Raw genomic sequence first — 23,845 nt, forward strand, 5'->3', positions numbered from 1 at the left:
TCGGACACCTAGAGGGGGCATACGGCGGTGACAGCCGAGACCATTATCCAAAGTCTGGCGAGCGGCCTCTTGATGGGGCTGCTCTACGGACTGATCGCCGCCGGGCTCGCCCTGATCTTCGGCCTGATGGACGTCGTGAACTTCGCGCACGGCGAGTTCCTGATGATCGCGATGTACGTGACCTTCTTCCTGTTCGCGTTCTTCGCGATCGATCCCTTGCTGTCGGCGCCGTTGGTCGCCGCGGCATTGTTCTTGTTCGGCGCAGTGGTCTATCTCTTGATCGTTCGCTTCGCGATGCGCGCCAAGGCCAATGCCGGCATGGTGCAGATCTTCTCGACCTTCGGCCTTGCGATCGTGATGCGCGGCCTCGCGCAGTACTTCTTCACGCCCGACTACCGCAGCATCCCGCAATCCTGGCTCGGCGGCAAGACGGTGTCGATCGCCGGCATCTATCTGCCGGAGCCGCAGCTGATCGGCGCGATGCTCTCGATCGCGGCTTTCGTCGCGCTCTACTTCTTCATCAACCGCACCGATTTCGGCCGGGCGCTGGAGGCGACCCGCGAGGACGCCGGCGCGGTGGCCCTCGTCGGCATCGACAAGAACCGGGTGTTTGCGCTCGGCTGGGGCCTCGGCGCCGCGCTGGTCGGCCTTGCCGGCGCCATCATGGCGATCTTCTTCTACATCTATCCCGACGTCGGCGCGTCGTTTGCGCTGATCGCCTACGTCACCGTGGCGCTCGGCGGCTTCGGCAGCGTGTTCGGCGCCTTTGCCGGTGGCATCATCGTCGGCCTGGTCGAGGCGACCACCGCGCTGATCCTGCCGCCGTCGCTGAAATCGGTCGGCATCTACGCGGTCTATTTGCTGGTCGTCTTCATCCGCCCGCGCGGCCTGTTCGGATCGATGTGATGGATACCCACTTCGCCCAACGCCGCAGGCGTGACCTGGTCATGGCGATTTGCTTCGCGGTGATCGCCGCGCTGGTGCCGCTGTTCGTCAAGGATGTCTACGTCCAGAACATCATGATCCTGACGCTGATGTATGCGGCGCTGTCGCAGAGCTGGAATATCCTGTCCGGCTATTGCGGGCAGATCTCGCTCGGCCATGCATTGTATTTCGGGCTCGGGGCCTACACTACCGCGCTGCTGTTCACCAAGTTCGGCGTGCTGCCGTGGTTCGGCATGCTGGCGGGCGGGGCGATCTCGGCCGTCATCGCGATGGCGCTCGGCTATCCCTGCTTCCGCCTGCGCGGCCATTACTTCGTGATCGCGACCATCGTGATCGCCGAGATCGCGCTGCTCTTGATCCAGAACTGGGACTGGGCCGGCGCCGCGCTCGGCATCGACATTCCCGTGCGCGGCGACAGCTGGCTGAAATTCCAGTTCACCCGCTCAAAACTGCCGTACTTCTATTTCGCGCTGGCGCTGGCCTGCGTCGCCTGGCTCGTCACCTGGTGGCTGGAAGATTCCAAATGGGGCTATTGGTGGCGCGCGGTGAAGGACAATCCCGACGCGGCGGAAAGCCTCGGCGTGGTCGTGTTCAACTCCAAGATGGGCGCAGCCGCGGTCTCCGCCTTCCTGGTTGCCGTCGGCGGCAGCTTCTATGCCCAGTTCGTGTCCTATATCGACCCCGAAAGCGTGATGGGTTTTCAGTTCTCGCTGCTGATGGCGCTGCCTGCGGTGCTTGGCGGCATCGGCACGCTGTGGGGACCGGTGCTCGGCGCCGTCATCCTGATCCCGCTCACCGAGCTGACGCGCTCCTTCGTTGGCGGCTCCGGCCGCGGCGTCGACCTGATCGTCTACGGCGCGCTGATCGTCGCGATCTCGCTGGCGCTGCCGCGCGGCCTGGTCAGCGTGTTCTCGCTACGCAAGGGGGCCGCACGATGACCGCGCTGTTAGAGACCCGCGGCGTCTGGCAGCGCTTCGGCGGCCTCGTCGCCAACAGCGACGTCTCGATCTCGGTCGGGCGCGGCGAGATCGTCGGCCTGATCGGCCCGAACGGCGCCGGCAAGTCGACGCTGTTCAACCTGATCGCCGGCGTGCTGCCGCCCACGCAAGGCTCGATCATCTTCGACGGCGAGGACGTCACAAAGCTGCCGGCGGCCGAGCGCTGCCAGCGCGGCATCGGCCGCACCTTCCAGGTCGTGAAAAGCTTCGAGACCATGACGGTGATCGACAACGTCATTGTCGGCGCGCTGATCCGCAATACCAAGATGCGCATCGCGCGGCAGAAGGCCTATGAGGTGCTGGAGTTCTGCGGGCTTGCGGCGCGCGCCGAGAAGCTTGCCGCCGACCTCGTGCCGTCGGAGAAGCGCCGGCTCGAGGTTGCCCGCGCGCTCGCGACCGAACCGAAGTTGCTATTGCTCGACGAAGTCCTCACCGGCCTGACGCCGGTCGAGGCGCAGACCGGCGTCGAGCTGGTACGCAAGGTGCGCGCCACCGGCGTCACCGTGCTGATGGTCGAGCACGTCATGGAGATCGTGATGCCGCTGGTCGACCGCGCCATCGTGCTCAATCTCGGCAAGGTGCTGGTCGAGGGCAAGCCGGCGGACGTCGTCCGCAATCCAGAGGTCATCACTGCCTATCTCGGGGATCGTCATGCTGTCGGTGCGTGAAGTCACCACCGCCTATCAGGGCCTGGTTGCGATCTCCGCGGTGTCGATCGACGTCGCCAAGGGCGAGATCGTCTGCGTCGCCGGCGCCAACGGCGCGGGCAAGTCGACGCTGCTCAAGTCGATCGCCGGCGCCGAGCGGCCGCGCTCCGGCAGCGTCAGCTTCGACGGCAAGCGCATCGACGGCCAGCCGCAGCACGTCATCACCTCTGATGGCATCGCCTTCGTGCCGGAGAACCGCCGCTTGTTTCCGCGGCTCTCGGTGCGCGACAACCTGCGGCTCGGCAGCTATCTCTATCGCAGCCAGGGCGACCGCGATGCGCCGCTCGACCTCGTGTTCCAGCTGTTCCCGCGGCTCTCCGAGCGGCTCGACCAGCGCGCCGAGACGCTGTCCGGCGGCGAGCAGCAGATGCTCGCGATCGGCCGCGCATTGATGACGCGGCCGCGGCTCCTGATGCTCGACGAGCCGTCGCAGGGCATCATGCCGAAGCTGGTCGACGAGATCTTTCAGGCCGTCAAACGCATCCGCGATGCCGGCATGACAGTCCTGATCGTCGAGCAGCGCATGGCCGAGTGCCTGGAGATCGCCGACCGCGCCTACATCCTGCAGACCGGCCGCGTCCTGATGCAGGGCACCGCCGCCGAAATCAGCGGCAATCCCGACGTGCGCAAGGCGTATCTGGGGCTGTAGCGGGGACAAGTATCTCCACATACTCCGCCGTCATCCCGAGACGGTGTGAAGCTTTGTCCCACCCACCGCTGTCATCGCCCGGCCTGTGCGCAATTGCGCACATGGACCGGGCGATCCAGTACGCCGCGGCCTATCGGCTCAATAACGACTGTCTCTGGAATACTGGATCGCCCGGTCAAGCCGGGCGATGACACCGAGCAAGTTGAGCAAACCAACACCGTCATCCTGAGGTGCGCGCCTCTTCGGCGCGCCTCGAAGGATGGCCGCGAGCGCGCTTGTAGCCCATCCTTCGAGGCTCGCCCAGCGGCGCAAGCGCGCCGCAAGGCTCGCACCTCCAGCGACAAAGGCGAAGCCTTTGCGCGGGGATGACGACGTGGCCAGTTCTTCACTTCTTGCCCTGCTGCTCCGGCTTGATCTCCTCGACCTTGGCGGCGAGGTCGGGCACGCGGCTGACGCGGTAGGTGGCGTTGCTGCAGGTCAGCGTCCAGGCCTCGTTGTCGGGCTTGGAGAGCTTGTCGTCGCGTTCGGCTTTCAGCGGCTTGTCGCAGGCATAGCCTTGCGCGCGCAGCTGGATCGCCAGCAGGTCCTGCAGGGTCGGGTCGGCCCGGGCGGTCGATCCCGCCACGCCGCTGACGACCAGAACCGCGAACGCCGACCCTGTGAACCGCATCATGACTATTCTCCGCATATGCATTCCTCCACAGATCTAGTGAGGGTGATCCGGTAGCACGAGTCCAAACGTCCTGGCCAAGTCCGTAACCTGCTCGGGCGACAGATAGCGCGGGTTGAGCCCGCGCAGCAGCAGATAGAGCTTTGCGGTCTCTTCCAGCTCTTCGGTCGCGAACACCGCCCCTTCCAGCGTGTCGCCCGACACCACGGGGCCGTGATTGGCGAGCAGCACGGATGAATACTGGCCCGCCAGTCCCTTGATAGCGTCGGCCACCGCAGGATCGCCCGGCCGATAATACGGCACCAGCGCGGTCGGTGCGCATTTCATCATGTAATACGCCGTCATCGGCGGCAGCACGGCGCGCGGGTCGATCTCGGGCAGCATCGACAGCGCCACCGAATGGGTCGAGTGCAGGTGCACCACGGCGCGGGCGGCGCTCCGCGTCTGGTAGAGCGCGGTATGCAGCGGCACTTCCTTGGTCGGCGCGTCGCCGGAAACGAGCTTCCCGTTGGCGTCGAGCCGCGACATTTTGCCGGGATCGAGGAAGCCGAGCGAGGCGTTGGTCGGCGTCACCAGCCAGCCGCCGTCGTCGAGCCGGACGCTGATATTGCCCGAGGAGCCCGGCGTCAGCCCGCGCTCGAACAGCGAACGGCCGAAGCGGCAGATGTCCTCACGAAGCTTTGTTTCGCTCATCTGGTTTCGCTCATGACGCTATTCGTTTTCCGACTTGTCTCATGCTTTGGCAGCGCGGCCAAGCCGTGATAGGCAAGCGGGGGCAGCATGATCCGGAAAAGTGGAAGCCGGTTTTCCGATAAGATCATGCGCAATAGAGATAAAAATCGAGGGATCGCCGCATGCCCAGTTCCACACCACCGCGTGTCGCCGTCATCGGGCTCGGTTCGATGGGATACGGCATGGCGACCTCGCTGAAGCGGGCCGGTTTTACGGTGACCGGCTGCGACGTCTCGGCCGATGCCGTGGCGCGCTTCGTCAAGGACGGCGGCAAGGGCGCCAGCGCGCCGGCCGAGGCGGCGAAAGAGGCCGACATTGTCGTCAGCGTGGTCGTCAACGCCGCGCAGACCGAGGCGATCCTGTTCGGCAAGGATGGCGTCGCCGAGACGCTGGCCAAGGACGCCGTGTTCATCTCCTCGGCAACCATGGACCCCGACATCGCGCGGCGGCTGGCAAAACAGCTCGAGGCGACCGGTCGGCATTATCTCGATGCCCCGATCTCCGGCGGCGCGCAGCGTGCCGCGCAGGGCGAGCTCACCATCCTCGCCTCCGGCAGCGCGGCGGCGTTCGCCAAGGCGCGGCCGGCGCTGGATGCGATGGCGGCAAAGCTCTACGAGCTCGGCGACGCCGCGGGGCAGGGCGCCGCCTTCAAGATGATCAACCAGCTGCTGGCCGGCGTGCACATCGCCGCCGCCTCGGAGGCGATTGCCTTTGCCGCCAAGCAAGGCCTCGATATCCGCAAGGTCTATGAGGTGATCACGGCCTCCGCCGGCAATTCCTGGATGTTCGAGAATCGTATTCCGCATGTGCTTGACGGCGACTATGCGCCGCGCAGTGCGGTGGAGATTTTTGTGAAAGATCTCGGCATCATCCAGGACATGGCGCGCAGCGCCCGCTTCCCGGTGCCGGTGTCGGCCGCCGCGCTGCAGATGTTCCTGATGACGTCGGCCGCCGGCATGGGCCGCGACGACGACGCGTCGGTGGCGCGGATGTATGCGCAGGTCACCGGCACCAAGCTCCCCGGCGATAAATAAGAGGAACCCATGCCCCGCTTTGCCGCCAACCTCTCCATGATGTTCAACGAGGTCCCGTTCCTCGATCGCTTCGAGGCCGCCGCGAAAGCCGGCTTCACCGCGGTCGAATTCCTGTTCCCCTACGACCATCCGGCCGCGGAGGTCGGCAAGCGGCTCAAGGACGCCGGGCTGACTCAGGCGCTGTTCAACCTGCCGCCGGGCGACTGGAACGCCGGCGAGAAGGGGTTTGCCGCGCTGCCGGACCGCTTTGCGGATCTGCAGGCGAGCCTGAAGACCGCGCTGCCCTATGCCGAGGCGACCGGCGTCAAGCGGCTGCATCTGATGGCCGGCATCGCCAGCCGCAGCGATCCCGGCGCGGTGGCGGCGTTCCGCAAATCGGTCGCCTATGCCGCGGAATTCTTCGCCGCCTTCGGCCTCGACGTCGTGATCGAGCCGATCAACGCACGCAATGTGCCCGGCTACTTCCTCAACGATTTCATCTTCGCCCGCGACCTGATCAACGAGCTGAAGATGCCGAACCTGAAGCTGCAGTTCGACATCTATCACTGCCAGATCATCCATGGCGACGTCACGATGCGGCTGCGCGAGATGATGCCGATCACTGGCCACATTCAGATCGCCTCGATCCCGTCGCGCAACGAGCCCGACGGCGAGGAGCTGAACTATCCGTTCCTGTTCGACGAGCTCGACCGGCTCGGCTATGGCGGCTTCGTCGGCTGCGAATACAATCCGCGCGGCAAGACCACGGATGGTCTCGCCTGGTTCAAGCCCTATGCCGGAGTGAAGCCGTGACGTCAGCCACAAAATTGTCGCTCGGCTGCATCGCCGACGACTACACCGGCGCCTCCGACCTCGCCAACACGCTGACCCGTGCCGGCCTGCGCACCGTGCAGACCATCGGCGTGCCGCCGGACGATCTGGCGCTGCCCGAAGTCGACGCCGTCGTGGTGTCGTTGAAGAGCCGCTCGATCGAGGCCGGCCTCGCCGTGACGCGCTCCCGCGCGGCGGAGAAATGGCTGCGCGGCCGCGGTGCGCAGCACGTCCTGTTCAAGATCTGCTCGACCTTCGATTCCACCGATGCCGGCAATATCGGCCCGGTGATGGACGCGCTGCGCGCCGATTCCGCAGATCACATCGTGCTGGTGACGCCGGCTTTCCCGGAGACCGGCCGCACCGTCTACCAGGGCAATCTGTTCGTCGGCGCCGTGCCGCTGAACGAGAGCCCGCTGAAGGACCATCCGCTCAATCCGATGCACGACTCCAATCTGGTCCGGGTGCTGGCGCGCCAGAGCAAGACCAGGGTCGGCCTGGTCGATCTCGCGACGCTGAGCCGCGGCGCGGATGCGGTCCGCGCCAAGCTCAAGGATCTCGCCGCCAGGGAGATCGGCGCTGCAATTATCGACGCCGTGTTCGACCGCGACCTCGAAACCATCGGCCAGGTGGCGCTGGATCACCGCGTCTCGGTCGGCGCCTCCGGCATCGGGCTTGGCCTCGCGCGGGCGCTGGTCGCCGCGGGGAAGGCCAAGTCGAAAACGGAGGGCGCGATGCCTGAGACCGCGATCGGCGGCCCGGCAGCGTGCCTGGCCGGCAGCTGCTCGCAGGCGACCCTGCAGCAGATCGCCAGCGCCGAGAAAGTGATGCCGGTGCTGCATCTCGATCCTGACAGGGTGGTCGCCGGCAAGGACGAGGCGCAACGCGCGCTCGGCTGGGCGAAAGATCGGCTGGGTGAGGGGCCGGTGCTGATCGCGAGCAGCTCGACGCCGGACCAGGTTGTAGCTCTGCAATCCCGACATGGCCGCGATGCAGCCGGACATGCCATCGAGCAGGCGATGGCCGACATCGCCGAAGGTCTGGTGCAGTCGGGCGTACGCAGGCTGGTGGTCGCCGGTGGTGAAACATCAGGCGCCGTGGTCGATCGGCTGCGCATCCCGGGCTTCCTGGTCGGCGCCGAAATCGCCGCGGGCGTGCCGGTTTTGCGCGCCGTCGGCGCCAACAACGGCGCGATGTTGCTTGCCCTGAAATCGGGCAATTTCGGCGGGCCGCAGTTCTTCTCCGACGCGCTCGCCCTGATGCGCTGACGCGTGCCGTCGCGCGTGATGTCACGGTGATGACGGCTGCCTCCGTAGTTGAACGGGGAAGCAAATTAACCCTACCGAAGGAGGCATGCTGGCTTTGATGGATGCGGCGTCCCGCCGCGCCAGCAGCCTTCCGTTCAACCGGGCCTCGCGAGCCCGGCATCAAGAGATTTCCCGATGTTCGCCAAATTCTCGATCCGCGCCAAGCTGATTGCCGCGGTTGCGTTTCTGCTTGTCGCGATGGCGGGCGTCGGCCTGCTGGCGGTCACCAGCATGCGGTCGATCAACGCCAACACGGTGGACATCACAACGAGCTGGCTGCCGAGCGTGCGGGCGCTGGGCGATCTGCGCGCCGGTGTCATCACCTACCGCAACGTGATCCGCGAGCACATGCTGGCCGAGACGCTGGAGGACAAGCAGGCGCAGGAAAAGACCCTTGCGATGGTGGTGGAATCCAACACCAAGATCCGCGCGACCTATGAGCCGATGATCACCTCGCCGGAGGAGCGCGCGCTCTACAATCAATGGGTCGATGCCTGGACCCGTTACAAGAAGGGCACCGAGCAGGTCATGGAACTGTCGCGCAAGGACGCCGGCAAGATTCCGCATGAAGCGCATGAGCTGAATGCCAAGACCGTGAACAAGATCGGGCTCGAGGCGGACGAGATCCTGCGCAAGGACATCGAGCTCAACAACGCCGGCGCCGACAAGGCCGCGCAGGATGCGGCGAGCAGCTACGCGTCGGCCCTGATGCTGCTCGCCCTGATCATCGGCGGCGCCATCATCATCGGTGTCGGCGTCAGCATCTACACCGTTCGCGACATTTCATCCGGCATCGCCTCGATCGTGACGCCGATGCAGGCGTTGGGCCGCGGCGACCTCACCGCCGAGGTGCCGCATCAGGGCGAGAAGACCGAGATCGGTGCCATGGCCGACACGCTGCAGGTGTTCAAGCAGGCGCTGATCGCCAAGAAGGCCGCCGACGAGGCCGCCGCGGCCGACGCCGAGGCCAAGATCGAGCGCGGCCGCCGGGTCGACGCCATCACCCGCAATTTCGAGCAGATGATCGGCGAGATCGTGCAGACCGTCTCGTCGGCCTCGACCCAGCTCGAGGCCTCGGCCGGCACCCTGTCGTCGACTGCCAAGCGGGCGCAGGAATTGACCACCACGGTCGCCGTCGCCTCCGAGGAAGCCTCGACCAACGTGCAGTCAGTGGCTTCCGCCACCGAGGAGCTGTCGTCCTCGGTGACCGAGATCAGCCGCCAGGTGCAGGAATCGGCGCGGATGGCCGGCGACGCCGTCGGCCAGGCGCGCACCACCAATGACCGCGTCAGCGAGCTGTCGAAGGCGGCCGCCCGCATCGGCGACGTCGTCGAATTGATCAACACCATCGCCGGCCAGACCAACCTCTTGGCGCTGAACGCCACCATCGAGGCGGCGCGCGCCGGCGAGGCCGGCCGCGGCTTCGCCGTGGTGGCGTCGGAAGTGAAGGCGCTGGCGGAGCAGACCGCGAAGGCGACCGGCGAGATCGGCCAGCAGATCGCCGGGATCCAGACCGCGACCCAGGAGTCGGTCGGCGCGATCAAGGAGATTTCCTCGACCATCGAGCGGCTGTCGGAGATTTCCTCGACCATCGCCGCCGCTGTGGAAGAGCAGGGCGCGGCGACGCAGGAGATTTCGCGCAACGTGCAGCAGGCGGCGCAGGGCACCCAGCAGGTTTCGGCCAACATCACCGACGTGCAGCACGGCGCGACCGAAACCGGCTCGGCCTCGAGCCAGGTGCTGTCGGCGGCGCAGTCGCTGTCGGGCGACAGCAACCGTCTGAAGTCCGAGGTCGGCAAATTCCTCGACGCCGTGCGCGCCGCCTGAGAGAATGTGAAGCATTGCCCTCATCTACCGTTGTCATCGCCCGGCCTGTGCGCAATTGCGCACATGGACCGGGCGATCCAGTACGCCGCGGCCTCTCGCTTCTATCATCGGCGTCTCTGGAATACTGGATCACCCGGTCAAGCCGGGTGATGACACCGAACAAGCTGAGCAAACCATCACCGTCATCCTGAGCCGGCAGTCCGGGCGGGCCGTTGCCCGGGCAACTGATGAGCCAGCGTGGTGGGCCGGGCGCATCACGTTTTCGCAGACCTGCGATGCGTTGGCGCGATACAGCCGACCGAATGTCCCAAATCCGCCGGTTCGGAGAGCATGGAGCGTCTCTGTTCCGGGCCGCCGCGGTCGTCATGATCGCCGGATGCTGGCAGCTTCACGGACTATGCCAAGGATGTGAAAGCGCATCGCGGCCGCGCGGGTTGGCCTTTTGCCCTGCATCGGGTAAATCGGCGCAGCGGAACAATCCCTTTTCGGGCCGCCGATTCCGCTGCCTGGGCAGGCTCATTTCGGGAACGCCGCTTTTATGATCGCACTGGTCCGTATCGCGCTGAGCCGGCCATATACTTTCGTCGTGCTCGCGCTGCTCCTGTTGATCATCGGACCGCTGGCGGCGCTGCGCACGCCGACCGACATCTTTCCCGACATCCGCATCCCCGTGATCGGCGTGGTCTGGCAGTACACCGGCTTGCCGCCGGACCAGATGAGCGGGCGCATCACCACGCCGTTCCAGCGCGCGCTGACCACGACGGTCAACGACATCGAGCACATCGTCGCCAATTCCTATAACGGCGTCGGCATCATCAAGATCTTCTTCCAGCCCAATGTCGACATCCGCACCGCCAATGCGCAGGTCACCGCGATCTCGCAGACGCTGCTGAAGCAGATGCCGCCCGGCGCAACGCCGCCGCTGATCCTGAACTACAGCGCCTCGACGGTGCCGATCATCCAGGTCGCGCTGTCCGGCGAGGGCTTGACCGAGCAGAACCTCGCCGACATCGGCATCAACCAGCTGCGCACGCCGCTGGTGACGGTGCCGGGCGCCGCGATCCCTTATCCGTTCGGCGGCAAGCAGCGCCAGGTCCAGATCGATCTCAATTCGACCGCATTGCAGGCGCGCGGCCTGTCGGGCCAGGACGTCGCCAACGCGCTCGCCGCGCAGAACCTGATCACGCCGGTCGGCACCCAGAAGATCGGCAACTTCGAATACACCGTCAACCTCAACAATTCGCCGCTCCGGCTCGAGGAGCTCGGTGACCTCCCGGTCAAGCAGGTCAACGGCGCGATGGTCTATGTGCGCGACGTCGCCAGCGTGCGCGACGGCAACCCGCCGCAGACCAACATCGTCCATGTCGACGGCAACCGTTCGGTGCTGATGATGGTGCTGAAGGCCGGCGCCACCTCGACGCTCGATATCATCTCCGGCATCAAGCAGAAGGTGATCGACGTCAAGGACCAGATGCCGGACGCGCTCAAGATCGGCTTCATCGGCGACCAGTCGCTGTTCGTCCGCGGCGCGATCACCGGCGTCGCCTTCGAGGGCGTGATCGCCGCGCTGCTCACCAGCGTGATGATCCTGCTGTTCCTCGGCAGCTGGCGCTCCACCGTCATCATCGCAGTGTCGATCCCGTTGTCGGTGCTCGGCGCCATCATCATGCTGTCGCTGATCGGCGAGACGCTGAACATCATGACGCTCGGCGGCCTGGCGCTCGCGGTCGGCATCCTGGTCGACGACGCCACGGTGACGATCGAGAACATCAACTACCACCTCGAGCAGGGCAAACCGGTCGAGCAGTCGATCCTCGACGGCGCCAACCAGATCGTGACGCCGGCGTTCGTCTCGCTGCTCTGCATCTGCATCGTGTTCGTGCCGATGTTCTTCCTCACCGGCGTCGCGCGCTTCCTGTTCGTGCCGATGGCCGAAGCCGTGATGTTCGCGATGATCTGGTCGTTCATCCTGTCGCGCACGCTGGTGCCGACCATGGCGAACTATCTGCTGCAGGCGCATGTGCATCACGAGGGCGAGCCGCCGAAGTCGCGCAATCCCCTGGTCTGGTTCCAGCGCGGCTTCGAGGCGCGCTTCGAGCACATCCGCGGCGGCTACCGCAATCTGCTGGCGCTGGCGCTCGGCCACCGCCCGACATTCGTGACCAGCTTCCTTGTGATCGTCGCCGCGTCGTTCCTTTTGGTGCCGTTCCTCGGGCGCAACTTCTTCCCCGCGGTCGATGCCGGCAACATCCTGCTGCATGTCCGCACCCAGGTCGGCACCCGCGTCGAGGAGACCGCCAACCAGCTCGCCGACGTCCAGAAGGCGATCCGCAAGCTGATCCCCGGCGAGATCGAGACCATGACCGACAACATCGGCATGCCGATCTCCGGCATCAACATGACCTACAACAACACCGGTGTGATCGGCCCGCAGGACGGCGACATCCAGATCCGCCTCAAGGAGGATCACAAGCCGACCGAGGAGCATGTCCGCACGCTGCGTGAGCAGCTGCCGCGGCTGTTCCCGGGCACCAGCTTCTCGTTCCTGCCGGCCGACATCGTCAGCCAGATTCTCAATTTCGGCGCGCCGGCGCCGATCGACCTGCAGATCCGCGGCGCCAATCTCGAGGCTAACTTCGCCTATGCCAACAAGCTGCTGGCGCAGATCAAGCGCATCCCCGGCATCGCCGATGCGCGGATCCAGCAGTCGCCGAACAATCCGACCTTCAATATCGATGTCGACCGCACCCGCGCGCAATATGTCGGCCTGACCGAGCGCGACGTCACCAACTCGCTGGTGGTCAACCTCGCCGGCTCCTCGCAGGTGGCGCCGACCTACTACCTCAACCCCGACAACGGCGTGTCCTACTCGATCGTGATGCAGACGCCGCAGTACCAGATCGACTCCTTGAGCGCGCTGCAGACCCTGCCGATCACCGCGACCGGCAACACCCAGGCGCCGATCCTCGGCGGCATCGCCGACATCAAGCGCGCGACCTCGAGCGCGGTGGTGTCGCAATACGACATCCAGTCGCTGGTGCAGATCTATGCGACGACGCAGGGCCGCGATCTCGGCGGCGTCGCCACCGACGTCCGCAAGCTGATCGCCGACACCGCCAAGGAGGTGCCGAAGGGCTCCTCCGTGGTGCTGCTCGGCCAGGTGCAGACCATGAACTCGGCCTTCACCGGCCTGCTGTTCGGCCTGCTCGGCGCCGTGGTGCTGATCTACTTCCTGATCGTGGTGAACTTCCAATCCTGGTCCGATCCGTTCGTGATCATCACCGCGCTGCCGGCCGCGCTCGCCGGCATCGTCTGGATGCTGTTCACCACCGAGACCACGCTGTCGGTGCCGGCGCTGACCGGCGCCATCATGTGCATGGGTGTTGCGACCGCGAACAGCGTGCTGGTGATCAGCTTCGCCCGCGAGCGCTATGAGGAGCTCGGCGATCCCGTCGCAGCGGCGCTGGAGGCCGGTTTCGTCCGCTTCCGCCCGGTGCTGATGACCGCGCTCGCCATGATCATCGGCATGGCGCCGATGGCGCTCGGGCTCGGCGAAGGCGGCGAGCAGAACGCGCCGCTGGGCCGCGCCGTGATCGGCGGCCTGATCTTCGCGACCTTCGCGACCCTGATGTTTGTTCCCGTGGTATTCAGTATGGTACACAAGAAGGAAGGCGCCAAAGCCGCCGCCTCATCGGAGATCCCGCATGCCGCCCACTGAACAGCGCCCGTCGGTTTCCCGCCGGAAACTGGGCATCTTCGGCGTGGTTGCGCTGGTCGGCGCGGGCCTGATCGTCGGCACCGGGATCCGCGCTCGCGAGGAGCAGGGCGGCAAGCTGAAGCAATGGACCGACGACCAGGCCATTCCGACCGTGGCCGTGGCGCTGCCGAACGCTCGGGCACTCAGCCCGACCATCGACCTGCCGGGCCGGCTCGAGGCCTATTACCGTGCGCCGATCTTCGCCCGGGTGTCCGGTTACCTGAAGACCTGGGACGCCGACATCGGCGCCCGCGTCAAGGCCGGCCAGGTGATCGCCGAGATCGAAGCTCCCGACCTCGACCAGCAATTGCTGCAGGCGCGCGCCGATCTCGCCAGCGCCCAGGCCAGCGCTAAACTCTCCGAAGCGACGCTGAACCGGCGCAAGACGCTGGTGGCCTCGAACTTCGTCTCCGCCCAGGAGATCGACGAGCGCACCGCCGATCTCTCCAACAAGAACGGCGCGGTGAAGGCCGGCCAGGCCAATGTCGAACGGTTGGAAGCGCTCGCCGGCTACAAGAAGATCACGGCGCCGTTCGACGGCGTGGTGACCTCGCGCGACACCGACGTCGGCGCGCTGATCAATGCCGGCGGCGGCTCGGGCCCGGCGATGTTCACGATCTCTGACATCACCAAGCTGCGCGTCTACGTCAACGTGCCGCAGAACTACGTGCCGGCGATCAAGATCGGCGCCAAGGCGACGCTGGCGATGCCGGAATATCCCAACCGCACCTTCCAGGCGACGGTCGAAGCGTCATCGCAGGCGGTCGACGTCTCCTCCGGCACCACGCGGATGCAACTCGGGCTCGACAATTCCTCCGGCGAACTGATGCCGGGCAGCTATGCCAGCGTGAAGCTCAACCTGCAGCGCGACTCGACGCCGCTGAGCATTCCCGCCAGCGCGCTGATCTTCAACAGCAACGGCCTGCGGGTCGCGACCGTCGGCCCCGACGACAAGGTGCTGTTCAAGACCGTGAAGATCGGCCGCGATCTCGGCAAGGAGATCGAACTCGCCTCCGGCATTTCGCCCGACGACCGCGTCATCTCCGCCCCGCCGGACGGCCTTTCCGACGGCGACCAGGTCCGCGTCACCGGCGCCGGTGCCAAGGGCAAGCCGACCACGGCCTCCGAAAAGCAGGACGTGAAGGGTTAGGGGCGCGGACGCTGCTCCCGTAGCCCGGATGAAGCGAAGCGAAATCCGGGGCCGGTGCGTCCCCCGGCGATGCTGTTCCCCGGATTGCGCTGCGCTCCATCCGGGCTACGTGCTCGCTTCAGCTCGCCCCGCTTGCGGGGTGAGGGCGCGTCTGCAACATTTCGGAATATTGGAAGAATACCGGTGAGTTGCCCGACGTGTCAAGTGCCAGGTCGAGCGCCGGCACCCGCCGGCTACTTTGCATGGGGTTGTTTTCGCTGATTGGGTAGGACGCCCCCTGCGACGGCAGAAAAGTAGCCCGGATGAAGCGAAGCGAAATCGGGGCAATCCTTCCGCTGGCGATGCTGTTTCCCGGATTGCGCTGCGCTCCATCCGGGCTACGCGCTCGCTTCACCTCGCCCCGCTTGCGGGGAGAGGTCGGATCGCATCGCAGATGCGATCCGGGTGAGGGGGAGTCTCCGCAACACGTCTGCCACCGAACTCGCGGAGACTCCCCCTCATCCCGACCTTCTCCCCGCAAGCGGGGAGAAGGAGGTCAGCGCACCCGCCACTCCAGCATGCCGTCGGCAGCGGTGACGATGTCGCCCAGCGAACCCACCGGCGTGCGGTCTAAATTCTGCAGATATGCCAGTGTCGCCGTGTCGCTTGCGGGAATGCGGCCGAGTGTGCGCCTGCCATCTTCCGTCCGCAGCATGGTGACGCCGTGCTCGACCTCGCCATTGCCGCGATAGATCACCGTGAAGGCCTCGACCTTGCCCTTGCCGGTCGCCTCGGTGGTGAAGTCAGGCACATTGCCTCGGTTGCGATCCGCCTCGGCCTGCACGCTGGTCTGCTGCTTCAGCTCCGCCTTCGGCGCTGCCCGCGACAGCACCAGGCCATGGTGCTTGGTGACAAAACCGCCCTGGCCGTAGAGCAGGCCGAGCGTGCCGCCATCGCGCAGCTTGCGCACCATCGCGCAAGCCGCATGCGTCATGTAGGTGTTGAGCGGGGCGCCGAAGAAGGTGAGGCCGCCGGTCACGGTCGGCTGCACGTCGGCCCCTAAGCCCAGCGTCCGCCGCGCCATCTTCGGCACGCAGGGGAAGCAGCTATAGAGCTCGATCGCGTCGAACTTTTTGCCGTCGCCCTCGACGAGATCCATCACCGCCTTCAGCACCGCGGTCTGCGCGTGGCTCTCGACGAACTGGTCGCGGATCAGATAGTCGCGCGGCTCTTCCGCCGAGGCGCCGCCGAGCGGGTAGATCAGCTTGTCCTCCGGCACGCCGGCGGCGCGCGCCTTGGCGAGGCTGGTCAGGATCAGCGCGCCGCCCATGTTCACCGTCGGGTTCGCCACCATCAGCTTTGTGTAGGGCCAGGCGATCATCCGGTTATCCGGCGTCGCCGTCGTGATCTCCTCGCCCGTGAATTGCTTCTTGAGCCAGGAATTGGGATTGTCTGCGGCGACCCGCGCATAGGTCGACCACAGTTCGCCCGACTCCTTCAGCGCCTCGTGCGGCGTCTGGCCCCATGCGGCCGATGTCGCGGACTCGTAGAGCGGATAGACCGTGATCGGCCGGAACACGCCGAGCGTCACCGCCATCGGCTTCTGGAACGCGGCGCCGCGCTTCGGCTCCTCGACGTCATGCGCGAACGGCGTCCACGGCAATTCCACGCCGGCGCGCTGCGCCTTGGTCGCGGTCGACTGCGCCTCGGCGCCGCACACCGCCGCGACGCTGCACTCGCCGCGCGCAATCCGCTGCGCCGCCTCGTGCAGATAGCGGATCGGGCTCTCGCCGCCGACCGGCCCGTAATAGAGATGCGTCGGCGCAATGCCGAGCCGCTGCGCCAGCTGCTTCTCGGGATCGCGGTAGCGCCAGCTCAGGAAGTTGACGACGTCGAGCGACTGAATGTCGCCGAGCAGCTTTGCGCCGCTGTCCGCCTCCGCGCGCTTCAGCGCCTCTGCGAGCAGGGTCAGCGGCTCGAGGCCGGCGGCAATATCTTTCGGACGATCGACGATCTCGCCGACGCCGACGATCACGGGAATGCGGTCTTCGGGGATGCTGTTCGACATTCTTGTTGTTCACTTTCAGAAATAGGCTCGATACCTGGTCTAGGCGTCATTGCGAGCGAAGCGAAGCAATCCATGCCTCAACGCGGGGAAAGATGGATTGCTTCGCGTCGCTCGCAATGACGGGGAGGGAGCGTCGTCACTCCGCCACCAGCGCGTTCATGTGCTCGACGGCTTCGGCGAATTCTTCCTTGAATTCCTGCACCACGGCGGTCGCAGATTTCACGCTGTCGATCAGCCCGACGCCCTGGCCGACGAAGTAACTGACGAGGTCGCGCGCCTTGGCGTTGCCGCCGGCGGCTGCGCGGTCGATCGCGTTGAAGGCGTCGCGGCTGATGATGCTCTGCAGCGGCATCGGCAATGCGCCGGGCGACTCCGGTGCGCGGTCCCACGCATCGGTCCACACCGAGCGGAGCTGCCGCGCCGGCTTTCCGGTGCGGCCCTTCGAGCGCACCGCGTCGCGCGAGGACGCCGCGATCATCTTTTCGCGGAAGATCTCCGAGGTTTCGGACTCGACGGTGGCGAGCCACACCGAGCCGGTCCACACCCCGGCGGCGCCCATCGCCATGCAGGCCGCCATCTGCCGTCCCGTCATGATGCCGCCGGCCGCCAGCACCGGCACGTCGCGGATCGGCTTGATCGCCTTGATCACCTCGGGCACCAGCACCATGGTCGACACTTCGCCGCAATGGCCGCCGGCCTCGGTGCCTTGCACCACGAGAATATCGATGCCGGCCGCGACCTGGCGCAGCGCATGCTCCTTGGCGCCGACCAGCGCCGCCACCGGCACGCCGTGGGCACGGCCGCGATCGATCATCGCCTTCGGCGGCACGCCGAGCGCGTTGGCGATCAGCTTGATCGGATGCCGGAACGAGACGTCGAGCAACTGCAGCGCGGTCTCGCCGTCGAACGGCTGCGGCTGGTTGTCGGCGACGTTGGTCGCGGTCAGCTCGATGTCGTACTTCTTCAGCAGCGTGCGGGTGTAGTCGCGATGCTCCGGCGAGATCCGCGCCTCGAGACTCTTCCAGGTGACGTTCTTCTCGCCCGCGGTCGAGATGTTTTCCGGAATCAACACGTCGACGCCGTACGGCTTGCCGTCGACATGCGCGTCGATCCAGTTCAGCTCCTGCTCCAGCGTCTCGGGCGAATGCGCGGTGGCGCCGAGCACGCCAAAGCCGCCGGCGCGGCTGACCGCCGCCACCACGTCGCGGCAATGGCTGAAGGCGAGCAGGGGGAATTCGATTCCCAGCATGTCGCAGATCGGTGACTTCATGGGCTAGATCTCTCCCGGCAGCCGCTTGTTGTGCTTCTTTGGCATCGGCTTGCGCGACGCTAGCGCATCAGCCGCGGCCAAGCCAAGCGGGTTTCGCCTGCTGCGATCTTGCGTGCAGGCGCTGCCTCATTTTGGCATTCCGCTCCATAGAAAAAAGCGGGCTTCGTGGGGGTGGGCAAAGCAAAGCGTGCCCACCATCTAGTGCGGACATGTGGGGGATGGGCGCGCCATCGCTCCATTTCGAGAAACCGCAACCGGGAGCCACCCAGTGACCGATACCCCTGCCTACGAGCCGCCGAAAGTCTGGACCTGGAACAAGGAGAGCGGCGGGCGCTTTGCCAGCATCAACCGGCCGATCGCCGGCCCCACCCATGAGCAGGAGCTGCCGGTCGGCCGCCATCCGCTGCAGCTTTATTCGCTGGCGACGCCGAACGGCGTCAAGGTCACGGTGATGCTGGAAGAGTTGTTGGCCGCGGGCCACAAGGGCGCGGAATACGATGCCTGGCTGATCAAGATCGACGGCAACCAGTTCGGCAGCGGCTTTGTCGCGGTCAATCCGAACTCGAAGATCCCGGCGCTGATGGATCGCAGCGGGCCGGAGCCGATCCGGGTGTTCGAGTCGGGCGCGATCATGCTCCACCTCGCGGAAAAATTCGGCGCGTTCCTGCCGACCGACGCCAAGACCCGCGCGGAAACCCTGTCATGGCTGTTCTGGCAGATGGGCTCCGCGCCGTTCCTCGGCGGCGGCTTCGGCCATTTCTACGCCTACGCGCCGACCAAGATCGAATACGCCATCGACCGCTATGCGATGGAGGTGAAGCGCCAGCTCGACGTGCTCGACCGCCGGCTCGCCGACAACGAATATCTCGCCGGCAATGTCTACACCATCGCCGACATGGCGGTGTGGCCGTGGTACGGCGCGCTTGCAAAAGGCCTGGTCTACGGCGCCGGCGAATTCCTCTCGGTGCAGGACTACAAGAACGTGCAGCGCTGGACCAACGCCATCGCGGCGCGGCCCGCGGTGAAGCGCGGCCGCATGGTCAACCGCATTTCGGGCGACCCGTCGAGCCAGCTCCACGAGCGCCACGACGCAAGCGATTTCGACACCAGGACGCAGGACAAGATCGGCGAGCCGGCAGCGACGTAGCGATCTTCACCTCGCCCCGCTTGCGGGGAGAGGTCGAATTCAGGCGCAGCCTGAATTTCGGGTGAGGGGGGTCTCCGCGAATCCGACTGTGTCTGCTGATGTGGAGGTAGCCTCAAGTCATGTCAGCAGATCATTGTACTCCGGATGCTTCTTCATAAAACCCTGGATGAACTCGCATTTGACAATGAGCTTGATGCGCTGCGCGCGCACCGCATCCAGCGTGGCGCGGGCGAGCTTTGAGCCGATGCCGCGGCCGCCGAGCTCCGGCGGCACTTCGGTATGAACAAGCGTGATCGTGTCCGGCGTCTTGCGATAGGCGACGAACGCGATCGCGCCGTCGACTGTGAGCTCGAACCGGCTCTGCTGCGCGTTGTCGTGAAAGCTCTCGGTCATGCGGACATTCCTTGCTGATTTGGCTCAGCGTATCTGGGCGGCCAACTGCTCGGCAACCCTGCGATGGCCCTCGGCGGTCATGTGAATGCCGTCCGCCTGGCGCAGGCCGCTGCGCAACGCCGCGGCCACGTAGCCATCGGCCTCGATTGTCCTGATGCCGCGGGCGTGCAACTGCCTGCGGATCTCGGCGCGGTTGGCGGCCGCCGCCGTGGCGCTCATGCCCTTCATGGCGTCGTTGCCGGCGATCTGCAGGATCACGATCTTGGTCCCCGCCGGCACCACGCTCGACAGTCGCGCGAGCATGCCGCCGGTGGTGTCGCCGCTGACCCCGGCATTGCTCACGCTCATCGGACGGCCGCGCGCCCGCAACATTGCCTCCAGCAGCGCCGGAAACGCCGCCGACGCGCCGACGCCATAGCCCGCGGTACTGCTGGCACCGAGCGCCACGATCTGCGCATCGGCGGCGCGACTGCCGCAGATGGCGACGACGAACACGAGCGCGAGAATTCTCAACATGGTGGTGATCCCCGTCGGCGCGGCTCCGCTCCGTGCCGTCTACTTCGTCATGGCGCCCTCGGCTGCCGGAAACACCACGCGGTCGTCGGTGCGGCAATAGCGGTCGGCGAACATGCGCCCGATCGGATGATAGCGCTCCATGTGCACGCGCATGGCGTCGTGATCCCACAGATCGTCGCGGATGTAGAAGTGGATGCCTTCGCCCATGATCAGCTGACGGTCGCCGTTGACGTCGATCAGCTTCCAGGTCTTGCACTCCATCGCCCACGGCGCATCCGCAAGCCGGGGCACCGCGACCCGGCGCGACGGCGCGAGCTTCAGCCCGAGATAGTCGGGCTCGCCGATCTCGGGCGGAAAGTCGCCGCTGCTCTCGTGCATCGCGCGCGCCAAGGGCTCGTCGGTGAGGTTGACCACGAACTCGCCGGTGCGTCGGATGTTGACCAGCGTGTCCTTTTCTCGGTGGTCCGGCCGCCGGTTCACCGCGAACACGCAGAGCGGCGGGTCCTCGCACATCGCATTGAAGAACGAGAACGGCGCCGCATTGACCACGCCGCCTTCGCCGAGGCTCGTCACCCAGGCAATCGGCCGCGGCAGCACGAACGAGGTCAGCACCTTGTAGCGTTCGCGCTGACTGAGATTTTCGGGGGCGTATTCCATGGGGGACTCTCTTGCTTACCTCGCCCCGCTTGCGGGGAGAGGTCGGAATTCAAGCCTAGCTTGAATTCCGGGTGAGGGGGAGCTTCCGCGAGTCCGTCTCTCACCGTCTTTGCCGAAGCAGCCCCTCACCCCAACCCTCTCCCCGCGAAGGGCGGGGAGAGGGGGAGGAGATACTGCGGGGAGAAGGAGAAGATTACGGCATGCTCAGCTCGTGCCGGCCGACCACCATCCAGTGCACCTCGTCCGGACCGTCGGCGAAGCGGAGGTGACGGACGTCCTGGTACATTTCGGCGAGCGGGGTCCATTGCGAGATGCCGGTGGCGCCGTGCATCTGGATCGCCTGGTCGATCACCTTGCAGGCGCGCTCGGGGATCATCGCCTTGACCATCGAGACCCAGACGCGGGCCTCCTTGTTGCCGAGCACGTCCATCGCCTTGGCCGCCTTCAGCACCATCAGCCGCATCGACTCGATCTCGCAGCGCGCCTGCGCGATGATCTGGGTGTTGCCGCCGAGATGGGCGATCTTCTTGCCGAACGCCTCGCGAGTCAGGCCACGCTGCACCATCAGGTCGAGCGCCTTCTCGGCCTTGCCGATGGTGCGCATGCAGTGATGGATGCGGCCCGGGCCGAGACGGACCTGCGAGATCTCGAAGCCGCGGCCTTCGCCGAGCAGCATGTTCTCCTTCGGCACCCGGCAATTGTTGAAGCGCAGATGCATGTGGCCGCGCGGCGCGTGATCGTGGCCGAACACCTGCATCGGGCCGAGAATCTCCACGCCGGGATTGTCGGTCGGCACCAGGATCTGCGACTGCTGCTTGGACGGCGGCGCGTCGGGATTGGTCTTCACCATCACGATCATGATCTTGCAGCGCGGATCGCCGGCGCCGGAGATGTAGTACTTCTCGCCGTTGATCACCCATTCGTCGCCGACCAGCTTGGCGGTGGTCGAGATGTTCTTGGCGTCGGAGGAGGCGATGTTCGGCTCGGTCATCGCATACGCCGAGCGGATTTCGCCGTTGAGCAGCGGCTTCAGCCACTTCTCCTTCTGCTCCTTGGTGCCGACGCGCTCCAGCACCTCCATGTTGCCGGTATCGGGCGCCGAGCAGTTCATGGTCTCGGACGCCAGCGGGCTCTTGCCGAGCTCGGCGGCGATGTAGGCGTAGTCGAGGTTGTTCAGGCCTTCGCCGGTCTCAGCGTCGGGCAGGAAGAAGTTCCAGAGGCCGACTTCCTTGGCCTTGTCCTTGGCCTTCTGCAGGATCGCGAGCTGCTCTTGGGTGAAGCTCCAGCGGTCGGTCTTCTTCTCGCCGGCGCGATAGAACTCGACCGACATCGGCTCGACCACCTCGCGGATGAACTGCTTGACGTGATCGTAGAGCGGGCGGACCTGGTCCGACATCCTGAGGTCGTTGAGCTCGTCGCCCGGGTTGAGCGTGTAGTTGGTCGTGCGCGGCACATAGGCATGCTTCATTTTCGTTTCTCCCATCGGCAAAGGCGCGTTTCGCCGCGGACAATAGACGCGGGCGATGGCAAGCGCGAGCACCGATTTTCGAACGATCTCTACCGCATCGCGGAATTTCGCGACGGCGTTTCAAACGTTGTTTGAACGCCGCCGGTCATGGCACGCAATCGAGCGCGACGCCCGTCAGGGCAGCCGGTGCATCGCGCAGATCTTGTTGCCGTCGAGATCGCGCAGGTAGGCGAGATAGAGCTTGATGCCGTTGCCTTCTCGCACGCCCGGCGGGTCCTCGCAGGACTTACCGCCATTGGCGACGCCGGCCGCGTGCCAAGCCTCGACCTGCTCGGGCGACGAGCAGGCGAAGCCGATGGTGCCGCCATTGGCGTGCGTTGCCGGTTCGCCGTTGATCGGCTTGGACACCATGAAAATGCCGGTCTTGGTGAGGTACATGATCCGGTGACCGTCGACCCGGGCCGGCCGGACATTGAGCGTGGCCAGCAGCGCATCGTAAAACGCCTTGGCCCTGTCCAGGTCGTTGGTGCCAACCATCACGTGCGAAAACATCTGAAAAATCCTCCCTGATTATTTGAGTATCGCGCAAACGGTAGCAGCAGTCTTGCCGTGACGGAAGCGACGTGGTTTTCGATGGTCATTGCCCCCGTACCGTCATCCCCGCGCAAAGGCTTTGCCTTTGTCGCTGGAGGTGCGAGCCTCTTCGGCGAGCCTCGAAGGATGAATCGGCCCGGCTGGTGGCCGTCGATCCTTCGAGGGCCGCTGAAGAAGCGGCCACCTCAGGATGACGGGACGAACAGCGGTGCAACAAGCTCAGTGTCGTCCGTGCTTTCGCAGGGACGACGGTTGTGAGAGAGCCGGGCCTAAAACGCCGTATACCCGCCGTCGATCACGAAGCAGTCCGCCGTATGATACGACGACGCCTTGCTCATGAGGTACACCGCGATGCCGCCGAAATCGCTTGGCTCGCCGAAGCGGCGCACCGGGATGCGCGGCATCACGTTGGCGACGAACTTGTCGTTGGCCATGATGCCGGCGGTCATGTCGCTCTTGATCCAGCCGGGCAGGATCGCGTTCGCGGTGACGCCGTGGCGGGCGAGCTCGACGGCGAGCGCGCGGCATAGCGCGTTCAGCGCTGCCTTGGTGCCGGCATAGTGCTCGTTGCGCGCGGTGCCGAACAGCGAAGCGAGACTCGATGTCGCAACCAGCCGGCCGAATCTGTCGCCGGCCTCCGAGCGCTCGGTCATGTGCCGCGCCGCGACCTGGAAGACGTGGAAGACGCCATCGAGATTGGTCGCGAACATCCGTCGCCACTCTTCTTCGGTGCGGTCGATGAAGGCACGCCGTCCGCCGCCGCCGATGCCGGCATTGGCGAAGCAGCCGTCGACCCGGCCGAATTTCTCCAGCGTCGCCTTCATCGCGGTCTTGACCGAGCCGGGGTCGCTGACGTCGCAGAATTCGGTGGCGACCTTGCCGGGGCCGGCCGCCATCGAGGCCGCGGCGTTCGCGTTCTTTTCCGCGTTGCGGCCCCAGATCGAGACGTTGCAGCCGGCGGCGTTGAGTGCCTGCGCGATGCCGAGGCCGATGCCGCCATTGCCGCCGGTGATGACGGCGACGCGGCCGGTAAGATCGAAGATGCCACTCATTGGGGTTTCCATTTGCTTTGGCGCGCGTTAATCACGCATCCGAGGACGGGCTTGGACCAAGCATGGACAAGCGCGGCGCAAAAATCAAATATGGTCGAGGCAGCAATCGACCGGC

At 65.8% G+C, this 23,845-nt stretch carries 21 protein-coding genes; 11 read left to right on the forward strand and 10 right to left on the reverse strand.

The window, feature by feature from the left end; genetic code table 11:
- Window positions 1–72 precede the first annotated feature (72 nt).
- The 4 genes from XH93_RS14595 to XH93_RS14610 are packed head-to-tail and all read left to right on the forward strand — an operon-like array spanning window position 73 to window position 3,299.
- Window positions 73–906 carry a branched-chain amino acid ABC transporter permease gene (locus XH93_RS14595; RefSeq protein WP_246799709.1) on the forward strand — a complete coding sequence of 278 codons (834 nt, stop codon included), beginning with the start codon at window positions 73–75 and terminating at the stop codon, window positions 904–906.
- The gene (locus XH93_RS14600) at window positions 906–1,883 is read left to right on the forward strand and encodes a branched-chain amino acid ABC transporter permease (protein ID WP_194474057.1); all 978 of its coding nucleotides are present in this window, start codon (window positions 906–908) and stop codon (window positions 1,881–1,883) included. The genes XH93_RS14595 and XH93_RS14600 overlap by 1 nt, the downstream gene beginning before the upstream one ends.
- Window positions 1,880–2,611 (forward strand): ABC transporter ATP-binding protein, encoded by a 732-nt coding sequence (locus XH93_RS14605; protein WP_139482032.1) that lies wholly within the window; start codon window positions 1,880–1,882, stop codon window positions 2,609–2,611. The genes XH93_RS14600 and XH93_RS14605 overlap by 4 nt, the downstream gene beginning before the upstream one ends.
- A complete protein-coding gene (locus XH93_RS14610; RefSeq protein ID WP_194474058.1) occupies window positions 2,595–3,299 on the forward strand; it encodes an ABC transporter ATP-binding protein in 705 nt (234 codons plus the stop codon). Before XH93_RS14605 ends, XH93_RS14610 begins: the two co-directional genes overlap by 17 nt.
- Before the next feature lie 385 nt (window positions 3,300–3,684).
- Here the strand turns inward: XH93_RS14610 and XH93_RS14615 are convergent, their stop codons facing one another.
- Window positions 3,685–3,972: a hypothetical protein gene (locus tag XH93_RS14615; protein ID WP_194474059.1), complete on the reverse strand. Its 288-nt coding sequence runs from the start codon at window positions 3,970–3,972 to the stop codon at window positions 3,685–3,687.
- Between the two features lie 33 nt (window positions 3,973–4,005).
- Window positions 4,006–4,662: an aldolase gene (locus XH93_RS14620; RefSeq protein ID WP_194474060.1), complete on the reverse strand. Its 657-nt coding sequence runs from the start codon at window positions 4,660–4,662 to the stop codon at window positions 4,006–4,008.
- Window positions 4,663–4,823: 161 nt separating this feature from the next.
- On the opposite strand from XH93_RS14620, the gene ltnD reads away from it, so the two are divergent.
- The 6 genes from ltnD (at window position 4,824) to XH93_RS14650 (ending at window position 14,586) form a co-directional block, all read left to right on the forward strand.
- Window positions 4,824–5,735 (forward strand): L-threonate dehydrogenase, encoded by a 912-nt coding sequence (gene ltnD / locus XH93_RS14625; protein ID WP_194474061.1) that lies wholly within the window; start codon window positions 4,824–4,826, stop codon window positions 5,733–5,735.
- A gap of 9 nt (window positions 5,736–5,744) precedes the next feature.
- Entirely contained in the window at window positions 5,745–6,527 is a 783-nt protein-coding gene (otnI, locus tag XH93_RS14630) for a 2-oxo-tetronate isomerase (RefSeq protein WP_194474062.1), read from the forward strand.
- On the forward strand, window positions 6,524–7,813 hold the full coding sequence (gene otnK / locus XH93_RS14635; protein WP_194474063.1) for a 3-oxo-tetronate kinase: 1,290 nt from the start codon (window positions 6,524–6,526) through the stop codon (window positions 7,811–7,813). The genes otnI and otnK overlap by 4 nt, the downstream gene beginning before the upstream one ends.
- Before the next feature lie 174 nt (window positions 7,814–7,987).
- Window positions 7,988–9,679, forward strand: coding sequence for a methyl-accepting chemotaxis protein (locus XH93_RS14640; protein WP_194474064.1), 1,692 nt, complete (start codon window positions 7,988–7,990; stop codon window positions 9,677–9,679).
- Between the two features lie 538 nt (window positions 9,680–10,217).
- Window positions 10,218–13,397, forward strand: a complete 3,180-nt coding sequence (locus XH93_RS14645) for an efflux RND transporter permease subunit (protein WP_194474065.1) — start codon at window positions 10,218–10,220, stop codon at window positions 13,395–13,397.
- Window positions 13,384–14,586 carry an efflux RND transporter periplasmic adaptor subunit gene (locus XH93_RS14650; protein ID WP_194474066.1) on the forward strand — a complete coding sequence of 401 codons (1,203 nt, stop codon included), beginning with the start codon at window positions 13,384–13,386 and terminating at the stop codon, window positions 14,584–14,586. Before XH93_RS14645 ends, XH93_RS14650 begins: the two co-directional genes overlap by 14 nt.
- A gap of 535 nt (window positions 14,587–15,121) precedes the next feature.
- Here the strand turns inward: XH93_RS14650 and XH93_RS14655 are convergent.
- Both XH93_RS14655 and XH93_RS14660 read right to left on the reverse strand, forming a co-directional pair.
- Complete coding sequence (locus XH93_RS14655; protein ID WP_194474067.1) at window positions 15,122–16,633, reverse strand: acetyl-CoA acetyltransferase; 1,512 nt, start codon at window positions 16,631–16,633, stop codon at window positions 15,122–15,124.
- 136 nt (window positions 16,634–16,769) lie between these two features.
- Window positions 16,770–17,903, reverse strand: a complete 1,134-nt coding sequence (locus XH93_RS14660; protein WP_194474068.1) for a nitronate monooxygenase — start codon at window positions 17,901–17,903, stop codon at window positions 16,770–16,772.
- Between the two features lie 268 nt (window positions 17,904–18,171).
- Here XH93_RS14660 and yghU point away from each other — a divergent pair, with 268 nt between their 5' ends.
- Entirely contained in the window at window positions 18,172–19,050 is an 879-nt protein-coding gene (gene yghU, locus XH93_RS14665; protein ID WP_194474069.1) for a glutathione-dependent disulfide-bond oxidoreductase, read from the forward strand.
- Between the two features lie 117 nt (window positions 19,051–19,167).
- Here yghU and XH93_RS14670 read toward each other — a convergent pair whose 3' ends face one another.
- The 6 genes from XH93_RS14670 to XH93_RS14695 all read right to left on the reverse strand — a co-directional run bounded on the left by XH93_RS14670 (window position 19,168) and on the right by XH93_RS14695 (window position 23,730).
- The gene (locus XH93_RS14670; RefSeq protein ID WP_194474070.1) at window positions 19,168–19,443 is read right to left on the reverse strand and encodes a GNAT family N-acetyltransferase; all 276 of its coding nucleotides are present in this window, start codon (window positions 19,441–19,443) and stop codon (window positions 19,168–19,170) included.
- A gap of 24 nt (window positions 19,444–19,467) precedes the next feature.
- Window positions 19,468–19,959: a GDSL-type esterase/lipase family protein gene (locus XH93_RS14675; RefSeq protein ID WP_139482018.1), complete on the reverse strand. Its 492-nt coding sequence runs from the start codon at window positions 19,957–19,959 to the stop codon at window positions 19,468–19,470.
- A 39-nt stretch (window positions 19,960–19,998) separates the two neighbouring features.
- The gene (locus tag XH93_RS14680) at window positions 19,999–20,616 is read right to left on the reverse strand and encodes a flavin reductase family protein (RefSeq protein ID WP_194474071.1); all 618 of its coding nucleotides are present in this window, start codon (window positions 20,614–20,616) and stop codon (window positions 19,999–20,001) included.
- Window positions 20,617–20,809: 193 nt separating this feature from the next.
- Window positions 20,810–22,084, reverse strand: a complete 1,275-nt coding sequence (locus XH93_RS14685; RefSeq protein WP_194474072.1) for an acyl-CoA dehydrogenase family protein — start codon at window positions 22,082–22,084, stop codon at window positions 20,810–20,812.
- Window positions 22,085–22,258: 174 nt separating this feature from the next.
- The gene (locus XH93_RS14690; RefSeq protein WP_139482015.1) at window positions 22,259–22,636 is read right to left on the reverse strand and encodes a VOC family protein; all 378 of its coding nucleotides are present in this window, start codon (window positions 22,634–22,636) and stop codon (window positions 22,259–22,261) included.
- Window positions 22,637–22,947: 311 nt separating this feature from the next.
- Window positions 22,948–23,730, reverse strand: coding sequence for an SDR family NAD(P)-dependent oxidoreductase (locus XH93_RS14695; protein WP_194474073.1), 783 nt, complete (start codon window positions 23,728–23,730; stop codon window positions 22,948–22,950).
- Window positions 23,731–23,845: the final 115 nt, after the last annotated feature.

Origin of the sequence: Bradyrhizobium sp. CCBAU 51753 (genome assembly GCF_015291565.1) — a bacterium.
Taxonomy (GTDB): Bacteria; Pseudomonadota; Alphaproteobacteria; order Rhizobiales; family Xanthobacteraceae; genus Bradyrhizobium; species Bradyrhizobium ivorense.